General features: G+C 71.5%; 15 protein-coding genes. 3 read left to right on the top strand and 12 right to left on the bottom strand.

What is annotated here, in order from left to right; genetic code table 11:
• Positions 1–135: 135 nt before the first annotated feature.
• Complete coding sequence (locus IEY86_RS16140; protein WP_189132393.1) at positions 136–993, top strand: SDR family oxidoreductase; 858 nt, start codon at positions 136–138, stop codon at positions 991–993.
• Here the strand turns inward: IEY86_RS16140 and IEY86_RS16135 are convergent.
• Entirely contained in the window at positions 974–2,344 is a 1,371-nt protein-coding gene (locus IEY86_RS16135) for an esterase-like activity of phytase family protein (protein WP_189132392.1), read from the bottom strand. The two genes, IEY86_RS16140 and IEY86_RS16135, sit on opposite strands and share 20 nt — an antisense overlap.
• Positions 2,345–2,465: 121 nt before the next feature.
• Positions 2,466–2,930: a MarR family winged helix-turn-helix transcriptional regulator gene (locus tag IEY86_RS16130; protein WP_189132391.1), complete on the bottom strand. Its 465-nt coding sequence runs from the start codon at positions 2,928–2,930 to the stop codon at positions 2,466–2,468.
• A gap of 96 nt (positions 2,931–3,026) precedes the next feature.
• On the opposite strand from IEY86_RS16130, the gene IEY86_RS16125 reads away from it, so the two are divergent.
• A complete protein-coding gene (locus tag IEY86_RS16125; RefSeq protein WP_189132390.1) occupies positions 3,027–3,869 on the top strand; it encodes an SDR family oxidoreductase in 843 nt (280 codons plus the stop codon).
• A gap of 60 nt (positions 3,870–3,929) precedes the next feature.
• On the opposite strand, the gene IEY86_RS16120 is transcribed toward IEY86_RS16125, so the two are convergent.
• From IEY86_RS16120 to IEY86_RS16100, 5 genes are all read right to left on the bottom strand, one after another.
• Entirely contained in the window at positions 3,930–4,202 is a 273-nt protein-coding gene (locus tag IEY86_RS16120) for a hypothetical protein (RefSeq protein ID WP_189132389.1), read from the bottom strand.
• Positions 4,195–4,473 (bottom strand): hypothetical protein, encoded by a 279-nt coding sequence (locus IEY86_RS16115; protein WP_189132388.1) that lies wholly within the window; start codon positions 4,471–4,473, stop codon positions 4,195–4,197. Before IEY86_RS16115 ends, IEY86_RS16120 begins: the two co-directional genes overlap by 8 nt.
• Before the next feature lie 5 nt (positions 4,474–4,478).
• Positions 4,479–5,171 carry a DUF5994 family protein gene (locus IEY86_RS16110; RefSeq protein WP_189132387.1) on the bottom strand — a complete coding sequence of 231 codons (693 nt, stop codon included), beginning with the start codon at positions 5,169–5,171 and terminating at the stop codon, positions 4,479–4,481.
• A 251-nt stretch (positions 5,172–5,422) separates the two neighbouring features.
• On the bottom strand, positions 5,423–7,141 hold the full coding sequence (locus tag IEY86_RS16105; RefSeq protein ID WP_189132386.1) for an alkaline phosphatase family protein: 1,719 nt from the start codon (positions 7,139–7,141) through the stop codon (positions 5,423–5,425).
• Between the two features lie 139 nt (positions 7,142–7,280).
• Positions 7,281–8,927, bottom strand: coding sequence for a S8 family serine peptidase (locus IEY86_RS16100; protein ID WP_229698478.1), 1,647 nt, complete (start codon positions 8,925–8,927; stop codon positions 7,281–7,283).
• A gap of 536 nt (positions 8,928–9,463) precedes the next feature.
• Here IEY86_RS16100 and IEY86_RS16095 point away from each other — a divergent pair.
• Positions 9,464–10,447, top strand: coding sequence for a helix-turn-helix domain-containing protein (locus tag IEY86_RS16095; RefSeq protein WP_189132385.1), 984 nt, complete (start codon positions 9,464–9,466; stop codon positions 10,445–10,447).
• A 35-nt stretch (positions 10,448–10,482) separates the two neighbouring features.
• Here IEY86_RS16095 and IEY86_RS16090 read toward each other — a convergent pair whose 3' ends face one another.
• Genes IEY86_RS16090 through IEY86_RS36485 form a run of 5 tightly spaced genes read right to left on the bottom strand, consistent with a single transcriptional unit; the run spans position 10,483 to position 18,820 of the window.
• On the bottom strand, positions 10,483–12,012 hold the full coding sequence (locus IEY86_RS16090) for a DUF6177 family protein (RefSeq protein ID WP_189132384.1): 1,530 nt from the start codon (positions 12,010–12,012) through the stop codon (positions 10,483–10,485).
• A complete protein-coding gene (eccCa, locus tag IEY86_RS16085; protein WP_189132383.1) occupies positions 12,009–16,022 on the bottom strand; it encodes a type VII secretion protein EccCa in 4,014 nt (1,337 codons plus the stop codon). The genes IEY86_RS16090 and eccCa overlap by 4 nt, the downstream gene beginning before the upstream one ends.
• On the bottom strand, positions 16,019–17,200 hold the full coding sequence (locus tag IEY86_RS16080) for a cellulose synthase operon protein YhjQ/BcsQ (protein WP_189132382.1): 1,182 nt from the start codon (positions 17,198–17,200) through the stop codon (positions 16,019–16,021). The genes eccCa and IEY86_RS16080 overlap by 4 nt, the downstream gene beginning before the upstream one ends.
• A 43-nt stretch (positions 17,201–17,243) precedes the next feature.
• Entirely contained in the window at positions 17,244–18,596 is a 1,353-nt protein-coding gene (eccD, locus tag IEY86_RS16075; protein ID WP_189132522.1) for a type VII secretion integral membrane protein EccD, read from the bottom strand.
• On the bottom strand, positions 18,596–18,820 hold the full coding sequence (locus IEY86_RS36485; RefSeq protein ID WP_229698477.1) for a hypothetical protein: 225 nt from the start codon (positions 18,818–18,820) through the stop codon (positions 18,596–18,598). Before IEY86_RS36485 ends, eccD begins: the two co-directional genes overlap by 1 nt.
• Between the last annotated feature and the right edge of the window lie 135 nt (positions 18,821–18,955).

Raw genomic sequence — 18,955 nt, 5'->3', positions numbered from 1 at the left:
GCTCCAACGCCGCTCCGACGGGTCCCCTCGCCCGGTCTCTCGTCGCCCTGATGCGCGAGCCGCGTGCGCGGAGCACAATGTCGTGCGCCGGGGCGCCCATTGGGGGCGCGCGGGGCGACGCGGGTGGGGAGAAGCATGCTCGGTCTCGGTTCACCGAAGGGCCCACGGGTCGACTTCGGGCACGCCCATGCCGTCGTGACGGGCGGCTCCAGCGGGATAGGGCTGGCCACCGCCAGGGAACTGGCGCGGCGCGGCACTCGGCTCTCCCTCGTCGCCAGGGGGAGCGAGCGGCTGGAGTCCGCCGCCGCGGAGTTGGCGGAGATGGGAGCCGAGGTCGCGGTCGCTCCGGCCGATGTCTCCGACCGCGCAGCGCTCACGGCCGCGCTGGACCGTCTCGTCACGGAGCAGGGCCCCTGCGACATCCTGGTCGCGTCGGCGGGCCTGGCCCGGCCCGGGCACTTCCTCGACCTGCCCGACGAGGTGTTCCGGCAGATGATGGAGGTCGACTACTTCGGCACGCTGTACGCGCTGCGGGCCGTCCTTCCTGGCATGGCCGAGCGGCGGCGGGGAAGCGTGGTGGCCGTCTCGTCGGCGGCGGGCCTGCTCGGCATCTTCGGCTACAGCGCCTACGGCCCGGCCAAGTTCGCCGTCCGGGGGCTGATGGAGTCGGTGCGCGCGGAACTGGCCCCACTGGGGGTCCACGCGGGCGTGGTCTTCCCGCCCGACGTGGACACCCCTCAACTGGCCGAGGAGAACCGCTGGAAGCCCGCCGAGACCTTCGCCGTCAGCGGCACCGTCAAACCGCTGACGCCGCAGAAGGTGGCCGAGGCCATCGTCTCCGGCATCGCGTCCCGGCGGTTCCTCATCTGCCCCGACCCGGCGACCCGGGCCCTGGCCCGCTGGGGCAGTGTGCTGGCCCCGGTGCTGAACCGCCGGTTCGACCGCAAGGTGGCCGCGGTGCGCGGCCGGTCCCTCACCGCCGGTCGAGGCTGACCGAGCCCTTCGGCAGGGTGTAGACGTCCAGGCGGGTCGCCACGTCGTTGGGGACGACCTCGCCGTTCTCGACTCCCGCGACACCGAAGTCGTTGTCGTTGGCCAGGTACAGGCGGACGGTGCCGTGCCGGGCGGGCAGCAGGGACAGGCCCTCGACCTTGCCGTTGTCCAGGCCGTTCGCGGCGGCGTCGAAGACGAGGCGCTTGCCGCCGGGGACGACACCGGCGGCGGCCAGGTTCTCCGGAGCGACGCTCTCCAGCGGGGTGCTCGACGGGTTGTCCCACGCCGAGCCCAGGATGTCGGTGGCCTCGCCGAGGTCCACCTCGTAGAGCTTGGTGTTCACGGTCGGCAGCTTGCCGTCCCGCTCCTCGACCAGCAGCCGGTCCTCGCCCAGCCACACCAGGGCGGAGGTGCCCCAGTCGCCGTCGGTGGCGCTGTCCGCGTCACGGACGTTGACGAACTCCGCCGCCACCGCGGGAGCACCTGGGCGGCTGACGTCGATCTTGAAGATCCGCAGGTTGCGGGACTTCTTGCCGGCCTTGGGGTTGGGGTTGGCCAGCGGGCTCTGCTGGGCCGCGTAGAGGGTGCGGCCGTCGGCGGAGACGGTCAGGCCCTCGAGACCGCGGTTGTTCTTCTGCTTGGCCTCGATGGCCGGGAGCACCTTGAGCACCTTCACACCCGGCGCCTCGTAGGTGGAGCCGGCCGGGGCGAGCACCTCGCGGATCGTGCCGTGGGGGCTCACGTGCAGGATCGTCGAGCCGTACTCGCTGGAGATCCAGAACGAGCCGTCGCGGCCGCGCACGACGCCCTCGGAGTCCACGCCGTAGGGGTCGTTCGGCAGCGGCCGGCCGTGCACGTCGACCGGGCCCTCGCCGGTCAACGACGCCGGGGGCAGACCGGTGATGCCACGGCCGCCGGTCACCGGATCCACGACCCCGGCGGGGGTGCGCAGCGGGATCTCCTGCTTAACGACGATCCGGTCCCCGTGGTCCTTGAGCCGGATCCGCAGGATGCGCGGGGTGTAGTCGGGCTTGAGGAAGACCTTGTGGCTGTCGTCCGCCGCGTCCGCGTTCGGGCCGCGGTCGGTCACCGTCCAGAACTCCTTGCCGGAGTCGTCCGCGGGGAAGAGGTCGCTGAATCCGCCGAGCTTCAGCTCCGAGCCTCCGCCGAGCGCGGCGGGGTCGCGGTAGGTGTAGGTCGCCTCGTGCTCGGGCACGGTGGGACCGCGGTCCGCGAAGGCGCTGGGGGCGGTGACGACGACGGTGACGGCGGCGGCGGTCAGCGCCGCTGCGGCGGCGGTGCTCGCCATCAGGGTGCGACGGCGCGTGGAGGTGGACGACGACGTGCTCATCTACCGGACTCCTCAGGGTTTGGGCCGCGGGCCGGCCAGCCTCACCTTCGAGCCGACGCCTGAGCACCGCGTGTTCTTCGGCGGTACGGCGGGTAACGCGCAGGCGAACTCCGGCGGGTGGTCAGCGTTCGCGTGCAAGCAGGGCGGCCTGTTCGCGGCCCACCGCGGACACCCGGCGCAAGTAGTCGCCGATGACGGTGAGTTCGTCGTCGGTGTAGCGCTCCAGGACCTCGCCGAAAGCCCTTCCCGGGCCCTCCCAGGCCTGCTCGACCCCGGCCAGGGATCCGGGCGCCAGGGCGACGAGGGCGCGTCTGCGGTCGTCGGGGTCGGCCGCGCGGACCACCATCCCGGCCTTCTCCAGGCGGTCGACGAGGCGTGTCGCGGACCCCGGGGTCAGACCGGTCAGTTTGGCGATCTCTCCGGTGCCGAGGGGTTCCGGCTGGAGGTCGAGCAGGCCGAGGCACTGCAGGTCGGTGGGGTGCAGGCCCAGGCGGTCGGCCATGGCCTGGTTGAACAGCGTCCAGGCCGCGTAGTGCTGCCGGCTCTCCGCGATGACGCTCTCGAGCAGCGCTGACCGGTCCGGCATTGAGCCACCTTCCCTTTTAAATACTTGCGCGACGCAATGTCCGCGTGGCGCAATGAATGCGCGACGATCGCATTCTAGGGAAGGACCACCTCGTCCATGACCATCCTCGTCACCGGAAGCCGCGGCCGCGTCGGCCGCTCCCTCGTCACCCTCCTGCACAGCCGCGGTCTCGATGTCCGCGCGGCATCGGGCTCCCCCGAAGAACTGTCCCTGCCCGACGCGGTGCCAACCGTGAAGTGCTCCCTGGCCGATCCACGCGACTTCCCCGCCGCACTCGACGGGATCACCTCCGTCTTCCTCTACGCCGAGGCCTCACAGATCGACGCGTTCCTCGAGCGGGCCCTCGCCGCCGGGGTCGGGCACGTCGTGCTCCTCTCCTCGAGCGCCGTCCTGTCCCCCGACGCCGCCGACGATCCCATCGGCCGCTCCCACCTCGCCGTCGAGCAGGCCCTCGCGGCCTCGCCGATCGAGTCCACATTCCTGCGCCCGGGCGCCTTCGCCACCAACGCGCTGCACTGGGCCCGGCCCATCAGGGCCACCGGCTCGATCGGCCTCCCCTACCCCGGCGCCCACAGCGACCCCATCCATGAGGGCGACCTCGTGGAGGCCGCGCTCGCCGTCCTCACCGACGCACGTCTGCGCGGCGGCCGGTACCACCTGACCGGCCCCGAGTCCCTGCCGTTCACCGACCAGATCGCACACATCGCCCGCGCCGCGGGCAGGCCGATCACCGTCAACGCCATCGGCCCGCAGGACTGGAAGGCGGCCAACGCCAAGTACATTCCGCAGGCTTACGCGGACGCGTTGGTCGACCTGTGGAAGGCGAGCGACGGCTCGCCCGTCGAGACCACACGCTGCGTCGAGGAACTGACCGGCCACCCGGCCCGCCCCTTCGCCCTATGGGCCCGGGACCACGCCGGGGCGTTCCTGGACCGATGACCGGCAGCCGAAGGCCCAGGCCGTCCGGAACGGCCTGGGCCGAGGTCCCGAGGTCTGCCTTCAGGCCCCGTCGGCGTGTGATTCCTCGAGTCCGCACCGGTGGCCGGTGATCCTGGACTGGAACGATTCCGAGGGCCGCGGCGTGTTCCTGGTGTCCACGGTCATGCGCAGGCCGGTGCCTCCGTCGGGGCCCGCAGGGTAGCTGCGCTGCTCGGTCGTCGCGAACCAGTGCCGCAGCGCTTCGGCCACCTTGCGGGCGGCCTCGGGGGACGAGGACACGATGCTGACGTCGGCGAACCCCGGCGGGGGATCCGCCGCCGGCCTGTCAGGCATGCCCGCGGGGGGAGCGCACGCTGTCGTGCCGGGGGCGCATCAGCCGCCTGCGGCTCTCACCTCGGTGCTCCTGCTCGGGCGTCTCGGTGGCCGCGTCGTCCGGAGCGCCGGGCCGCTGCGTCCGCTCGGCCCGCCCGCGGCGCTTCGGCAGGACATCGCTGTAGCGGAACGTCTCGATGCGCTGCTCGTGCTGGGCGTTGAGCATCTGGATCACGACGACCCCGACGGCGATCATGGCCAGGATCACGGCCACGGTGATGCCTGTCACCATCGTTCTCACATCCCTTGTGCCGGGCTCGCGGGCCCGGCCGGTTTCCCGAGAGAGGACGGTGCGGCGCCGCCTTCGCCCTCCCACTCGTCTTCCTCGCCGGGACCCGATCCGCTCGCGCCCGTGGCGGCGTTGACGGAGTCGCCGTTGGAGTCGCCGTTGGAGTCTTCGCCGGAGTCCTCTTCTGCCTTGTGGTCTGCCTCGTCTGCCTCGTGGTCTGCCTCGTCTGCGGCGCCTGCCTCGTGGTCTGCCTCGTCGGAGATCAGGCGACTCGCGGTGAGGCCGGGCCTGAGCGGATCCACCGCCGCGAACATCAGCCGTGCGGCCGCCGCCGCGCCGGTCTGCGGCGGTACGACCAGCAGGTCCCACCGGCCCCCGGTGTAGGACAGGAGCATCAGTTTGTGCGGGTCCTGCTCCTTCGTGAACCACCCCACGTGCAGCAGGCGCCCGCCGATGGGCACCTTCCGTGGAACGACCGGCCAGCAGGCGGGGTTCACCGTGACACGGGTGACCCTCCTGCCGAGGCGCTCCATGGCGTCGATCAGAGCGGGGAGCTCGGCCGTGAGGTCGCGGGAGCGAGGCCACCACGCACCGTCCAGCAGTCCACGCGCGGCTTCCGCGGGCTTCCACGACAGGCGGGCGGCGGGTGGCGACGAGACGCGCTCACGCACCGTCGATGAACGTTCAATGATCATGGTCATGAGGCGACCTGCCCCCGGGCGCGCTTCTGGCTGCCCGGCGTATTTGCTCGCCAAGAACGACGCCGACATGGAGGCCCGCGTACGAAGTGTCCCCGGTGGCTCAAGCCTACTCCGGCAGGGCCCGGCACGGGGGCGCGCGGAGCCGCCGGTATTCCGGCACGCGTCGCGAAGCGGTGGCCGGAGCCGTCCTTGTGGGAGGCTCCGGCCACCGGAGGGTGGGGCCGGGTCAGCCCGTTTCAGCCGGGGACGGGTCAGCCGTTGGTGATGGACACGTCGTCGACCTGGGCCTCGAAGAGGCTGGGGGTTCCGGCGTCGGCGGCCTCCAGGAACACCCGGACCGACTTGCCCGCGAAGGCCGACAGGTCCGCGGAGCCCGTCTGCCACTTACCGGCCACCTCGGATGCCGCCCCGGTCTTCGTGAACACCGTCGTCGCCTGGGTGCCGTCCAGCACCCGCACCTTCAGGTGGTCGTCCGAGCCGGAGTTGTTGCCGTGCGCCACGTTGTACGAGAAGTGCAGGGTCAACGACCCTGCGGAAGGCAGTGCGATCGGGGCCGAGAACACCGTGGTCACCCCACCGTCCAGGTCGTTGGCGCCATCGGACGCTCCGGCGGCCGATCCCGTGGACAGCGCGCCGACCCCGGACACCGTCGTCCCCAGCTGCTTGATCTGGCCGCTGCTCGCCGACGTCGTCCGATCGGGGTTGCCCCGGTCCCACACCCCCGCGGTGGCGGTGTCCGTCCCGGACGCATTCACCGTCCAGCCCTTGTCCGACTCGAAGTCGTCGGAGAACACCGCCGAACCGCCACCGGTCGAGCTCACCGTCCAGGTGAAGGAGGTGGACGCCGTCGCTCCCGAGGCGTCCTTGGCCGTCACACTCGGTGTGAAGGTGCCATTGGTGGTCGGTGTACCCGACACCAGGCCGTTGGTGGTGCCGATGGACAGTCCGGTGGGCAGGCCGCTCGCGGACCAGGTGTAGGGCGCGGTCCCTCCCGAGGCGGACAGCCGCAGCGAGACCGCCGTGCCGATCCTGCCGCTCTGGTTGCCGGGGTTGGCCACGGACACCCCGGTCGACGTGGTCCAGGCGTCCGTGATCGGGGACTTGTCCGCGGCCTTCCCCAGGGCGCGCAGACCGTACATGTCCTCGAGGGTGCGCAGGACGCTGTAGTGGTTGACGCTCGCGGTCGACTCGTAGCCGACCTTCACGTGCTCTCCCACCAGGGAGGTGTAGATCTGGTTGACGGATGTCCCGCTGTCCTCGTCGAACGTCGTGACGAGCAGGCTGTTGTGGGTCTTCGCCCACTGGGCGTAGCCGTCGAGCTTGCTCTTGAGCCAGGAGTCACCCGTCCCGATCGAGCAGTCGTGCATGTCGCTGCACATGTCCGGCGTGACGAACGAGACCGTGGGCAGCTTGCTGTAGTCGCTCGGGAAGCTGGAGAACGGCAGGTTGTACGAGGAGCCGCCCACCGTCGGGAAGTTCGCCCAGGGGGCGTGCTTGCGGCGGTACTTGCCACTGCTGCAACCGGTGTACCCGGCGCTGGGCAGGCCCTCCGAGTACGCCTTGAAGCTCTGGCCGGCGTCGAGGAGCTGCTGCCCCAGATTGCCGGTGGTGAAGTTCTTCGGGCAGTCGTCGTTGCTGACGCCCTGCGTGGAGCCGGAGAACAGGCCGATGTAGTTGGGCTGGCTGGGGTGGGTGAGCGCGTAGGAGCCGGTGAGCAGGGTTCCCTGGGACGACAGTGAGTTGAAGTAGGGGGCGTCCGAATTCCCCTTGATGGACGAAAGCTTCTTGTTCTCGAAGAGCACGACCACGACGTGGTCGAACTCGGGGATGTCCCCCGCGGTCGCGGCTGCGGGGCCCGCGGAAGGCTGGTGTCGGGCGGTACTGGCCGTCGAGATCGCCGGCACGGAGCCGGCGGCGGCGAGGGCGAGCACCGAAGCACAGATCGTGCCTGCGATGCGATATGGACGCATCAAGGGCCTCCTGTTGAAGAAACATGCGATGGACGGACCAGCCGCTCGTGGACCGGTCGTTCAGGGATGGGCACGGGTGTCGGCCGTTGGTGCGGTGGCCGCTCGTGGACCGGTCGTCGGCCGCCGGGCCCGGGATGGCTTATCCGCTGGTGATGGACACGTCGTCGACCTGCGCCTCGAAGAGGCTGGCTGCCCCGGCGTCGGCGGCCTCCACGGACAGGCGGATCGACTTGCCCGCGAAGGCCGACAGGTCCGCGGCGGCCGTCTGCCAGGCGCCGGGCACCTCGGCCGCGGACCCGGTCCTGGTGAACACCGTCGTCGCCGTGGAGCCGTCGACGACCTTGACCCGCAGGTAGTCGTCGATGCCGGAGTTCTTGCCGTTGGCCACGTTGTACGACAGGTCGAGGGTCAGCGCTCCGCCTGCGGGCAGCGTGATCGCACCCGACCGGATCGAGGTCACTCCGCCGTCCAGGTCATTGGCGCCGTCCGACGCCCCGGCCGCCGACCCCGTGGACAGCGCGCCGACCCCGGACACCGTCGTCCCCAGCTGCTTGATCTGGCCGCTGCTCGCCGACGTCGTCCGATCGGGGTTGCCCCGGTCCCACACCCCCGCGGTGGCGGTGTCCGTCCCGGACGCATTCACCGTCCAGCCCTTGTGCGACTCGAAGTCGTCGGAGAACACGACCGAGCCACCGCCGGTGGACCCACCGAGGCCGCCTGTGTACAGCAGCCGGTTCGGCGATCCACTGCCCGCACCGGTGATCTTGTCGGCTGTGGCGTTACCGACCAGCGCCGACTGGACATCGGCGGGCGACGCGGTGGGATGTTTCGACAGGTACAGGGCTGCGGCTCCGGTCACATGCGGTGCCGCCTGCGACGTTCCGGTCTTGGTCTGCGTCGCCGTGTCGCTGGTGTACCAGGAGGACACGATTCCCGTGCCGGGGGCGAAGAGGTCGGTGCACGGACCGTAGTTGGAGTCGGAGCGCCGCCGGTCGGCGGAATCGGCGTTGTTGACGACGATCGCCGGTCCTATGGAGCCCGGAGAGTTGTTGCACGCGTTGGCGTTGCTGTTTCCCGAGGAGACCACCCAGGTGATGCCGGAGGCGATCGAGTTCTTGATCGCCGTGTCCTCGCTGCTGTTCGCCGAGCCGTTGATGCTCATATTGACCACGGCCGGCTTCACCGCGTGCGCGGTGATCCAGTCCGCGGCGGCGATGATCCCCGAAGTACTCGCGCTGTCATCGCAGTTGAGGACTCGGACGGACACCAGCTTGACGCCCTTGGCCACCCCGTGGTCCTTGCCGCCGATCGTCCCGGCCACGTGGGTGCCGTGCCCGAAGCAGTCCTGGCCGTTCTTGCCGTCCCCCACCTCGTCGACGCCCACGCTCGCCCGCTCCTGGAACTGGCTGTGCGAGGTGCGGATGCCGCTGTCGACGACGTACGCGGTGACATTGCTCGCCGTACCGGCGTAGGTGTAGCTCTTGTCGAGGGGCAGATCGCGCTGGTCGACACGGTCGAGGCCCCATGACGGCGGATTGCTCTGGGTCGCCGAGCCATGGGCCACGGCGTCCTGCTCGACGTAGGAGACCCGGGGGTCGGCCGCGGCCCGCCGCGCCTGAGCCGCCGTCATCCGGGCCGCGTAGCCCTTCAGCACCGAGCCATAGGTGTGCCAGACCTCGCCACCGTGCGCCCGGACGATCCGAGCGCTCTCGCCCTTCACCGAGCGGGGGGACATCGCCTTGTCCTTGAAAACCACGATGTAGCGGCGGGCTATGGGATCGGCCACGGAACGCACCGGATCGGGTGGCGTTTGCGCGGCCCGGGACATGTGCCCCGGGAGGAATGGAACGGCCATCCCCAACGTGACGGCGAGAGCCACCGTCAGCTTTCTTATGCCTCTGCGCACTTCTTCTCCAAGTGAGAGGAAAGGGCACCCAGAACCTTCGGGTCCGTTTGGTGTACTCCCCGCTCGTTCTCGCCCGCGGCAGCCGCTCGCCAGTGGCTCAGATGGGCGGCACAGCGGCTTTGGCACCTCGGCCCGGCGGCCGGCTGGGGCTCATGGCCACTTCTGGACAGTGGCGCCGGGTGGCCCCGGAAGCCCTGGTGGAGCGGGTAGAAACTGCCCAGGGGCGCCGGGAGACGAGGGCTCGCGCACACCGGTGTGCGGCCCTCGTCTCCTGTGCGGTGGGGCGGTCGGCGGCCTTTGCCGTCGGCGCCACGAACTGAATTCCCCCGAACCGAAAACCTTTTGCGGGGAGATTTCCCGGACACCTCGTAAACCTGCCGGCGGCGGGGCAGTCACCCTTGCCCGGAGAAAACCACATGAGTGATGAAGTCCTGCCGACCCATCTGCGTCGTCTCGGGCTGGAGGATCGCGAGGCTCGGACATACCTGGCCATGCTGAGCACGGGCCCCACCACCGTGGCGGAGCTGTCCGAGCGCCTGGGCGAGGATCCCCTGGGCATCCGGCAGTCCGTGGACCGCCTCATCGAGCAGGGTCTCGCCACGAGTTGCGGCCGGGAGGACTCCGCCGTCGCCCCCACCGAGCCCGGCATTGCCCTGGACCGCCTCACGCATGCCAGGACCTCCGAGTTGCGGCAGGCTCATATAGCGGCGATCAACGCCTACCGCGGCTACCGCCGTTCGGTGCACCCCCAGGCCACGGACGATCTCGTGGAAGTGATCACCGGGCCGCAGATCATGGAACGCATCTGGCACATCGAGGGCGCCGCCGGGTCGGAGGTCCTGCGCTTCGACTCCCCGCCCTACCACATCCCCGCGGGCCCCAACGCGGCCGAAGGACGCAACCTCGAGCGGGGCGTCGAGTACCGCGTCGTCTACTCCACGTCGGCCGTGCAGAACAGCTCCTACTACGCCCGCAACATCAAGCCCTGCATCGCGGCGGGGGAGCAGGCGAGGGTGCTGCCGACCGTCCCCGTGAAGCTGACGATCTTCGACCGGCGGGTGGCGATCGTCTCCATGTCATTCGTGGAGGCCGAGGTCAACGACTCCATGCTCATCGTCCGCCCCTCCAGCCTCCTGTCCGCACTCACCGGGCTGTTCGAGACGTCCTGGCGCTCGGCGTTCCCCCTGCACTTCGGCGACCGCGTCCCACCCGCGCTGCGGCCGGTCCAGAGCCGGATCCTGGAGCTCCTGGGCAGCGGCGTCACGGACGAGACCATCGCCGAACTCCTCGGCATCAGCCGCCGCACGCTCTCCCGCAACCTCGAACAGCTCACCAGCACCGCCGGCGCCGCCACCCGCTTCCAACTCGCCCTCCACGCCGCCCGCCAGGGCTGGATCTGACGAGCGGCGGTTCCCTGTGCGCCCGCTGTCGCGCGTCAAGGATCAACCGAGTCCGTCTCAACCCCACTTCGCGGTGCGGGGATCGGGCGTTGGAGGTGGCGCATGAGCCGCTCGAGCCCTGTCCAGCCCGAAGCCGACGAGCCGTCGCCGAGCGGATAGAAGAATCCGGGCCGCCTCGGTGCCCCCAACTCCAGCGGCCGATCCGGGAGGGGCGGGCGTCCGGCACGGGTGAGCCCGATGTCCGCCACCGCCTCGGCTCCGAGGGCGAAGGCCACCGGCACCGGAGGGCTCTCCATGCGGGCGGGAACGGTCAGGTCCCGCCGTGCCGACCGCTGCTGGGCCAGCATCGACCGGAGCCCGTACCGCGCCACCAGCTCATGGGCGATCCCAGGAAGCTCACCGAGCGGCGGCGCTTCCCGCGGGCCGAGCCCGACGGTGAGGGTGACATCCTCCTCCACGCCCCTGGTTGTGCGAATGACCCGCGCGGTGGCGATGGCCGGACGCTCCTCGGCTCCCAGGACCACGAACCAGGTGCGCCCGGGCGCGCGGCCCCGAGCCGGCTCGGTGAGGCGGCGCCTCGACCATGGAAGGGCCACTGGTTCCGCCGTGCCCCAGCCGACCGGCGGCCCACCGGTCAGTCGCCGCCAGGCCGCTTCCAGCGCGCCGCCCAGGACCAGCCGCTCATCGGCCGGCAGGAGCGTACGGAAGGAGAGCGCCAACTGCCGTTCGCCCTTTGCCCGCACCTCGGTGAAGGCGTCGGCCACGGCGGTGCCGTCCGCCGTGCCCCCGACCGGTTCGAAGGCGCCGTCACCCCAGCGCAGCACCGCGCCGGACAGCCCGTCGTAGTGGCCGCCGTCCCCGTCCCGGACCACCCAGCGGGACGGCGGTCCGCAGAGCAGGGACCGGGTGGGGAGGCTGAGCCGAGTGTGCTTCGGGGTGACGATCTGCAGACCCCGGTCACTGGCCAGGGCTGCCCGCAGCGCGTCGCAGAGCCAGGCCGTCATGGCGACGACCGGCCGGTCCTGGAGCACGACCGCCACCTTGTCGGTGAGCACGTCGACGGCCGGCGAGGCGGCGGCCGGAGCCGGAACGGCAGTGACCCCCATGGCCACCGGGGCGCCGCTGCCCGCCCGCGCGGCGGCTCGCGGAGGCCAGACCGTGCCACCCAGCAGGGCAGCGAGCCGTCCCGCGAAGGCCCCGGCCAGCCGTTCGGCGTCCTTCACCGCTGTGGACGCACGGGCCTCGACCCACCAGGCAGGGGTCGGCGCGGCAGCGCAGTCCGGTCCCAGCAGCCGGGCCGCCTCCCCCGGGACCCGCACGAGGACCGGCGCCTCGATGGATACGAGGGGGCGGCCACTGTCGTCGCACAGTTGCAGGACCGCCTCCTCGCCGACCTGGCCGACCCCCCTGCCCGCCCCGCCCGCGCCGACATCCCCGACCGCCCCGACATCCCCGCCCGCGCCGACCGCCTGGACCCGTAGTCCCGGCCCTCCGGCGAGCAACCCCGCCACCATGCTCCAGGTGTCGGGCATGCGCTCGGTGAGGGCGATCACGTCCATGGTCATACGCCGTGCCCGGTGGCCGCCGCGGTCGCCATGGCTGTCTGGATCAACCGATTCGGAGCACCGCGCCTGATCAGGACTCCGCGCCCCGGCGGCTGCGGCGAGGCATGCACCCCGGGGAAGAGCTGCCCTTCGGTCCGGTCCCCGGCCATGACCACGGCCGCGGTGCCGCTCTCCCGCACGGTGGTCAGGAAGGGGTCGTACAGCGCCCGGGACGCTCCGGCCACCCTCCGGGCGACAACGAAGTGCAGACCGATGTCGGGGGCGGAGGGGATGAAGGGCAGGAAAGGGGCCAGCGGCTGCTGTCCAGCGGTGGAGAGGATGTCGTAGTCATCGACCAGGACCACGATCCGGGGCCCTGAGCACCCGGTTCCCTCTGCCTCGAAGCCGAACGCGAGGGCGGCATCCGCGCGGGAGGTACCGTCCGGCGTCCTCTTCTCGAGCTCGGCGGCGATCCCCGATGCCAGCCCGCCGCAGATCTTGGCGTTGTGCGCGTATCCCCCGCAGTAGGGCTCGGGCACCGGATTCCTCAACGTGCGCCGCGGATCCATGACCGCGAAGACGAGCCGGTCGTCCGAGTAGCGCTCCACCAGGCCCCGCGCGATGAGCCGCAGCAGATTGGTCTTGCCGCAAGCGCTGTCGCCCAGGACCAGCACATGCTGGTCGCGCTCGAACAGGTCGAGCAGCACCGGCTCCAGCGCGGTCTGGTCCAGCCCGATCGGCACCCGCAGGGGCTCGGCCGCGGGAGACGGCAACGACGATGCCGGAATCCGCGCCGGCAGCACTCGGACCGGCTGCGCGAACTCCCCCGGCCAGGCAGCACGGATGGATGCCGCGGCCTGCTCGACCGCGGAGCCGAGGTCGGCGGTGTCGGCGCGCGAGTCGACGCGAGGCAGGGCGACCTGGGCGAAGAGCCCGCCGTCGGTGAGCACTCGGCCTGTCTCACCCGGCGCGATGGTCCCGGCGAGCCTGCGGTCGACGCTGCTGTCCGCGGCGTCGTTGAGCCGTAGCTCCGCCCTGGTGCCGAAGGTGGACTGGGTGGCGATCCGCACATCGTTCCAGCGCAGCATCCCGGCGACGACGTGGATGCCATAGCCGCTGCCGCGTTTGAGCAGGTCGGCCACGGCGTCGTCGAGTTGCTCGAAGTCGTCACGCAGCGCGCCGAATCCGTCGACCAGCACAACGATGTCGGTCGACGCGAGCTGTGGCACCGCCCCCTTGGCACGCAGCTCCCGCAGCCGTTCGACCGAGTCGATGCCGCGCTCTCGGAACAGTTCCTCCCGGGCGGCGAGCATCCCCCTTACCTCCTCGACCGTCCGCATGGCACGCTCCCGGTCCGCCCTCCCGGCGACCCCGCCGACGTGTGGCAACCCGGCCAGCGCCTGGAGACCGCCGCCGACCAGGTCAAGGCCGTAGATGCCGACCTCGTGCGGGGTGTGGGTCAGGGCCAACGACAGCGCGAGCGTGCGCAGGAGCGTCGTCTTGCCCGACTGGGGACCGCCGATGAACGCCGCGTGCCCTCCCGCCACCGTGAGGTCGAGCGTCCACTGCCCCTGCCACTGCCGCGCCGGATCGTCCAGCAGGCCGAGCGGGACCCTCATGGCGCCCGGCCGCCGAAGGAGCTGCATCCCGCGCTCACCGACGTCGACCGGGCCCGCGGCGCTGTCCAGTGTGAGCGCGGACGGCAGCGGAGGGAGCCAGATACGGCGCACACGAGGGGCAGCGGCGCCCAGCCGGTCCACGAGAACGGACAGCACGGTGGGGCCCGGGTCCCGGTGCCTGGCGCGCGCCCATGCGCCGGGCGCCGCGGGATCCGGGGCCGACAAGGTGTTGAACGCCGGATAGGGCAGGACGGACGGCCCGGTGACCTTCCTCGGCTCGCGCCGGGCCGGACCCTGGTACGGGCCGGAGACAAAGCCCGCCTTGAACCGCACGTACGCCGAAGTGTCGACCTTCAGGTAGCCAAAGCCCGGAAGCGGCGGCAGATGGAAGGCATCAGTGGTGTCGAGCACCGTGCGGCTCTCGTCCGCCGAGAAGGTCCGCAGTCCCAGCCGGTAGGACAGATAGGCCTCCAGACCCTTGAGCTTGCCGCCTTCGATGCGCTGGCTGGAGAGCAGGAGGTGCACACCGATGCTGCGCCCGATACGGCCGATGGACAGGAAGAGGTCGATGAAGTCCGGCTTGGCGGTGAGGAGTTCGCCGAACTCGTCGATGACGACGAGGAGGTGGGGAAGCGGGGGCAGTCCGGGGCGGGTGGCGCGCAGCGCCGCGTAGCGCGAGATGTCGGCGACATCGCCCGCGCTCTTGAGCACCTGCTGTCGGCGCCGCACCTCTCCGGCGAGGCTGGTGTGGACGCGTTCGACGAGACCGGCCTGGTGCTCCAGGTTGGTGATCACCCCGGCGACGTGCGGCACCTCGGCGAACGGGGCGAAGGCGGCGCCGCCCTTGTAGTCGACGAGCAACATCGCCAGATCCTCCGGCGGATGTGTGGCCACCAGGCCCAGGACGAGGGTGCGCAGCAACTCGCTCTTGCCGGAACCCGTCGCGCCCACGCACAGCCCATGCGGCCCCATGCCCAGCTCGGCGGCCTCCTTCAGATCGAGCAGTACCGGTTCATGGGCGTCATTGACTCCGATCGGCACCCGGAGGAAGGCGCGTTCCCCGCGTGACGCCCACAGCCGTGACACATCCACGTCGGCCGGGTCGTCGATCGACAGGAGGTCGGCGAAGTCCACCGGCCCCGTCAGCGGTGCGTCGGTCACGGACTCGGCCGACAGCCGCAGCGGCGCGAGCATCCGAGCCAGCCCCTCCGCGGCGGCCGCGCTCATATCGTCGACGGTCCCCCGCACGGTCCTGGGCGGGTCGCTCCTCACGTCCTCCACGGCGACCTCGTCCGCGTCCACGCGGAGCCGGATCGACACCTGCCCCGGCTCGGCCACCCGCTCCGCCACGAGGTGCACGACGGTCACGGCCATCTCCCGCAGAGAAACCGTCTCGTCGGGACGCGGCAACCGCGCCGCGGGCTCCCCGTATCCATCGCTCACCACGAGCAGGCGGCTCGTCATGTCCAAGGCGTACCTCGGTGACAGGCCGCGCCGCGCCTCGGCCGCGTAGGACGCCCGGCGGCGCAGGTCATCGCCGAGCGTTGCGGCCAGTTGGGCCAGGTCCGGGGCGATACGGCGAGCGCCGACCGGCCCATCGAGCTCCACCGGGTCCACCACGTGCGGCAGCCACTTCAGCCATGCCCAGTCCTCAAGCCCCTCTCCGGGGCAGGCGAGAGCGATCGAGACATCGTCGGGCGCGTGAGCGGCGGCCACCTGGACGATCAGTGCTCTGACCAGGCGCAGCACCGCCGCACGGTCGCCAACGACGCTGACATCGCCCACGCGGTCGAGCGGAACGGTCACCGGGAGGCCGTCCGCCCTGCGGAAGCGGCTGATCAGCGCCCCCGCCTCGTTGAGCATGAACCGATCCGGTGGGGTGAGCACGCTGCCGCCCTGCCGGCTCACGGTCAACGGCCGCAGCGGCATCTGCCCGACGCCGACCCGTACGCGCAGGAAGTCGGCGTCGTGCCTTCGGCGCTCCCAGAGCCGAGCCGGGTCGCGAACGATGTCGTACAGGGCCGCGGGCGCGGGGTCCAGCACCCGTGCGGTGTCGCGGCATCGGCGTTCCTCGTCGCCGAGTTCCTCGCGCGAATCCTCCAGATACCCCAGGTAGCGTTCGCGCTGCGCGCGCCGGGTGCGCTGGGCCCTGCCGCGCTGCGAGAGCAGCATGCCGAGGGCGCCCGCCACGGTGACCACCAGGACCAGCGCGCCGACGACCGCGAACCGGCTGTCGCGGATCATCGTCATCATGACCACCGAGCTCATCACCCCGGCCACCGGCAGGAGGGAGTGCAGAACACCTCCCGTCCTGCCCTCCGGGAGGTTGGGCGGGGGCTCGAGGGCACGCGCCTCCGGAACCGCCGACGGCCGGGTCGTGCGCGCGGGGCGGTGCACCAGCCGGGTGGTCATCGGCGGCTGCCGACAGCGCGGTTGAGGACTTCGGCGGCCAGCCGCGCCGCCGTTTCCCGGGTGCCGCGGGCCAGGAGCGACGCCTGGATGACGCCCCCGGCGGCCAGGTGCCGGTCGTAGGGCAGCGCGAGCACCGCGACGCCGTCCAGCCGCAGATGGTCGGCGGCCGCCTCGGCGTCGATCGTCGTGTGCGGAGAGGACGAGACAAGGACGACGACGGTGCGGGCGAGCATCCCGGCCCGGCGCAGCCCCGCCATCCAGTCGAGCACCGAGCGGGTACTGGCCACTCCTTCGACGGTGGCGGGCGCCACCACGACCCGGCCCTGGGCGGCGGCCAGTGCCGTCCGGGCCAGCTCGCCGGGCAACGTGGGGCAGTCGACGACGGTGATCGCGAAGTAGCGGCGCAGCGCCACCATCACCGACTGGTACTGCGGCAACTCCAGTCGGGCGCCCACGTTCCCCCGGCTGCCGGGCAGCAGCCAGCCGCCGTCGGGAAGCCGGGCCAGACAGCCGGTGATGTCGGTCAGTTGCATGGAGGGGTCGATCACCTGGGCCAGATCGGCGCAGGTCCAGCGGACGGCGGCGGCGCCGAGCCGGATCGGCAGGGTGCCCAGCGCGGCGTCGGCCTCTACCGTCAGCACGGGATCGCGCCGGTAGTGCTCGAACGTCCGGCCGAGGAGCGCGGCCACGGTGGTCTTGCCCGCGCCGCCGCGGATGCTCGTGACCACGATCTGGCGGCCGGTGGTGATCGGCTGCTGGAGGTCCCTGGCGACCTCGGTGGCGGCCTCCACCGCGCGGGCCGGCGACGCACCCGTCAGCTCCCGCAGCGACCGGCGGGCACGCGCGGCGGCGGAGTCCCCGCTCCTCGGCCTGCGCTGCGCCTGAACGAGGGCGTGGTCGATGAGCCCGGCAGGTGCGGCGGGCGGGGCGATGGCGGGCGGGTGCCGGGGCTTCGGGGGGAGGGGCTTCGCTGGGAAGGGCTCCGCGGGAAAGGGCTCCGCGGGGATCGGCTTCGGCAGGAGGGGCGGCGGCGCCGCGGGGACCGGCAGATGCGGATCAGGAGCAATGCCGGGAATCCCCCAAGAGAACCCTCCGGAACCGGGCGGCCCGAAGGCACCCTGGCAGGCCTCGCCGCCGAGTTGGCGCAGGAGGTCGCCCTGCCAATCGTCTGCGGCCATGCCGTTTCTCCGATTTCCACTCGCGACCTGGCGCTCGCACCCTTCAGAAGGCGCCGAGCAGTCGTGCGTACACGCCGAATACGCCGACGGCGAGCGGAAACAGCGCGATGACACCGGCCGACTCGCCCACATCCGCTATGCGGCGCAGACGGACGCGAACATGCTCAGGAGGATGCACGGCCAGCACACCGAGCGGCAGCAACGCCGCCCCGGCGACCACGGCCAGTGGGCCATAGGGCGGCCCGCCGCGGTGGCGTTCCCACAGCACGACCAGGCGGACCAGGAGGACTGCCCCCGCGGCGAGCAGCGCCACCACCTCGGCGACCAGCGGATAGGCACGAGCCCGCGACAGAAGAACCACCGCGAGGACCACGGTGAGCCCCACCGTCCAAGGATTGGGCGTACTGACCGCGAGCCACCCCGCGGCCGTGGCGGAGGCAGCCGTGACGACGGTGGCGAGCACCAGCCCGCGATGCGTCGCGGCCAGAGCGGTGACCACTTCCTGGCGGCTCACGGACACACCCGCGCAACGGCGGTCGTCCAGCCCCGCCAGCCCGGCGGCCGTCAACGCGAAGCGCGGCAGCACCCCGAGCACGGTGACCGAAACCACGGCCAAGACGGCGCCCACGCGCGCCGGATCATTGTGAAGCGCCGGATCACTCTGAAGGAGTGCGGTGGCATCCCACACAACAGCGGCCCCCACGACCGCCCCCGCGCCCACCACCCCGCCCCGCCCAACAGGCGAGAACACCCCCAGGAGGAACAGGGTGGCGGCCAACGCGACGGCGAGCCCTGCCAGCCGAGCCTGCACCGACCAGGCGTAGGCATCAGCGGCGGTCCACGAGGCGAGGACGCCCAGGGCGCCCGCAACGAGCAAACAAGTGGTGGCGAGCCCTCGATTGCGACGACCAAACCGCGCGACGAGGCCCCCGGCGACAGCCGCGCCCACGGAGACGGCGACGAGCACCTCAGCCACGCGAGCCTGATCGAACCAACTCCGGGCCAGCATCCCGGCCGTGACGGCGAAAGTCACACCGGAGAGCCCAGCCACCGCCCTCCGAGAAGCGGGCCGCCACCGCCAGGCCCGTAGATCCAGGTCCTGCGCCACTTCATCGGTAACGTCATGCACGACGGGAGCGGGCGGAGCATCCCGCGCCCGAACGAGCCGCAGCAAGGCCCCATCCCTGACGGCGGCCGATGCGAGCGTGCTGTCCTGCGGCAGAACCGCCCCGTCGGCGGTGACCAGATGCCGAAGCATGGGCCGCTCGGAGACGCGGTCGCCGAGCAACTCGATGACGTCGGGCAGAAGCAGGCCGATCGGCTCGTTCGAGGGCAACACCAGATCCACCCGCCGCCGGTCCCCGACGAGTGTCACCCGGCTCAACTCGGCACGCATCACCGGTGCGGAGAGGACTGATGCGGGCCCGGGCGGCCCATCTCACCCGAGACAAACGACCACCCAACACACCCCGCACACAACACGGCCGCCACGGCAACCCCTGCGAACACCTTTCCCAACCTCTCCTCCCCACCCCTGCGCCCGACACCCAAAGCAGACCGCATCCGCCCCCGCCGCACGGCCACAGACTCCAGCAACTGACTGTCGTAATCCCACATCATGCCTCGCATTTTTCTCAAGTTGGCCGCGACGAATACGCTGATTGCGCACGCCCTGCCCGGGCTCCATCTAGGAAAGCGGTACACGTACCGCAAAGGATCTATCAGAGCCGATCCGTCAAGTCTGGGCCGCTTCCA

Source organism: Wenjunlia tyrosinilytica (assembly GCF_014646055.1).
GTDB classification, from domain to species: domain Bacteria; phylum Actinomycetota; class Actinomycetes; order Streptomycetales; family Streptomycetaceae; genus Wenjunlia; species Wenjunlia tyrosinilytica.
Note: the sequence above shows the minus strand (reverse complement) of the source record. Positions and strands in the feature narration are given on the sequence as shown.

Excerpts from the sequence above, each read along its gene's own strand:
- IEY86_RS16140 (WP_189132393.1), top strand. The coding sequence starts at position 136 with ATGCTCGGTCTCGGTTCACCGAAGGGCCCACGGGTCGACTTCGGGCAC.
- IEY86_RS16135 (WP_189132392.1), bottom strand. The coding sequence starts at position 2,344 with ATGAGCACGTCGTCGTCCACCTCCACGCGCCGTCGCACCCTGATGGCG.
- IEY86_RS16130 (WP_189132391.1), bottom strand. The coding sequence starts at position 2,930 with ATGCCGGACCGGTCAGCGCTGCTCGAGAGCGTCATCGCGGAGAGCCGG.
- IEY86_RS16125 (WP_189132390.1), top strand. The coding sequence starts at position 3,027 with ATGACCATCCTCGTCACCGGAAGCCGCGGCCGCGTCGGCCGCTCCCTC.
- IEY86_RS16120 (WP_189132389.1), bottom strand. The coding sequence starts at position 4,202 with ATGCCTGACAGGCCGGCGGCGGATCCCCCGCCGGGGTTCGCCGACGTC.
- IEY86_RS16115 (WP_189132388.1), bottom strand. The coding sequence starts at position 4,473 with ATGGTGACAGGCATCACCGTGGCCGTGATCCTGGCCATGATCGCCGTC.
- IEY86_RS16110 (WP_189132387.1), bottom strand. The coding sequence starts at position 5,171 with ATGACCATGATCATTGAACGTTCATCGACGGTGCGTGAGCGCGTCTCG.
- IEY86_RS16105 (WP_189132386.1), bottom strand. The coding sequence starts at position 7,141 with ATGCGTCCATATCGCATCGCAGGCACGATCTGTGCTTCGGTGCTCGCC.
- IEY86_RS16095 (WP_189132385.1), top strand. The coding sequence starts at position 9,464 with ATGAGTGATGAAGTCCTGCCGACCCATCTGCGTCGTCTCGGGCTGGAG.
- IEY86_RS16090 (WP_189132384.1), bottom strand. The coding sequence starts at position 12,012 with ATGACCATGGACGTGATCGCCCTCACCGAGCGCATGCCCGACACCTGG.
- eccCa (WP_189132383.1), bottom strand. The coding sequence starts at position 16,022 with ATGACCACCCGGCTGGTGCACCGCCCCGCGCGCACGACCCGGCCGTCG.
- IEY86_RS16080 (WP_189132382.1), bottom strand. The coding sequence starts at position 17,200 with ATGGCCGCAGACGATTGGCAGGGCGACCTCCTGCGCCAACTCGGCGGC.
- eccD (WP_189132522.1), bottom strand. The coding sequence starts at position 18,596 with ATGCGTGCCGAGTTGAGCCGGGTGACACTCGTCGGGGACCGGCGGCGG.
- IEY86_RS36485 (WP_229698477.1), bottom strand. The coding sequence starts at position 18,820 with ATGATGTGGGATTACGACAGTCAGTTGCTGGAGTCTGTGGCCGTGCGG.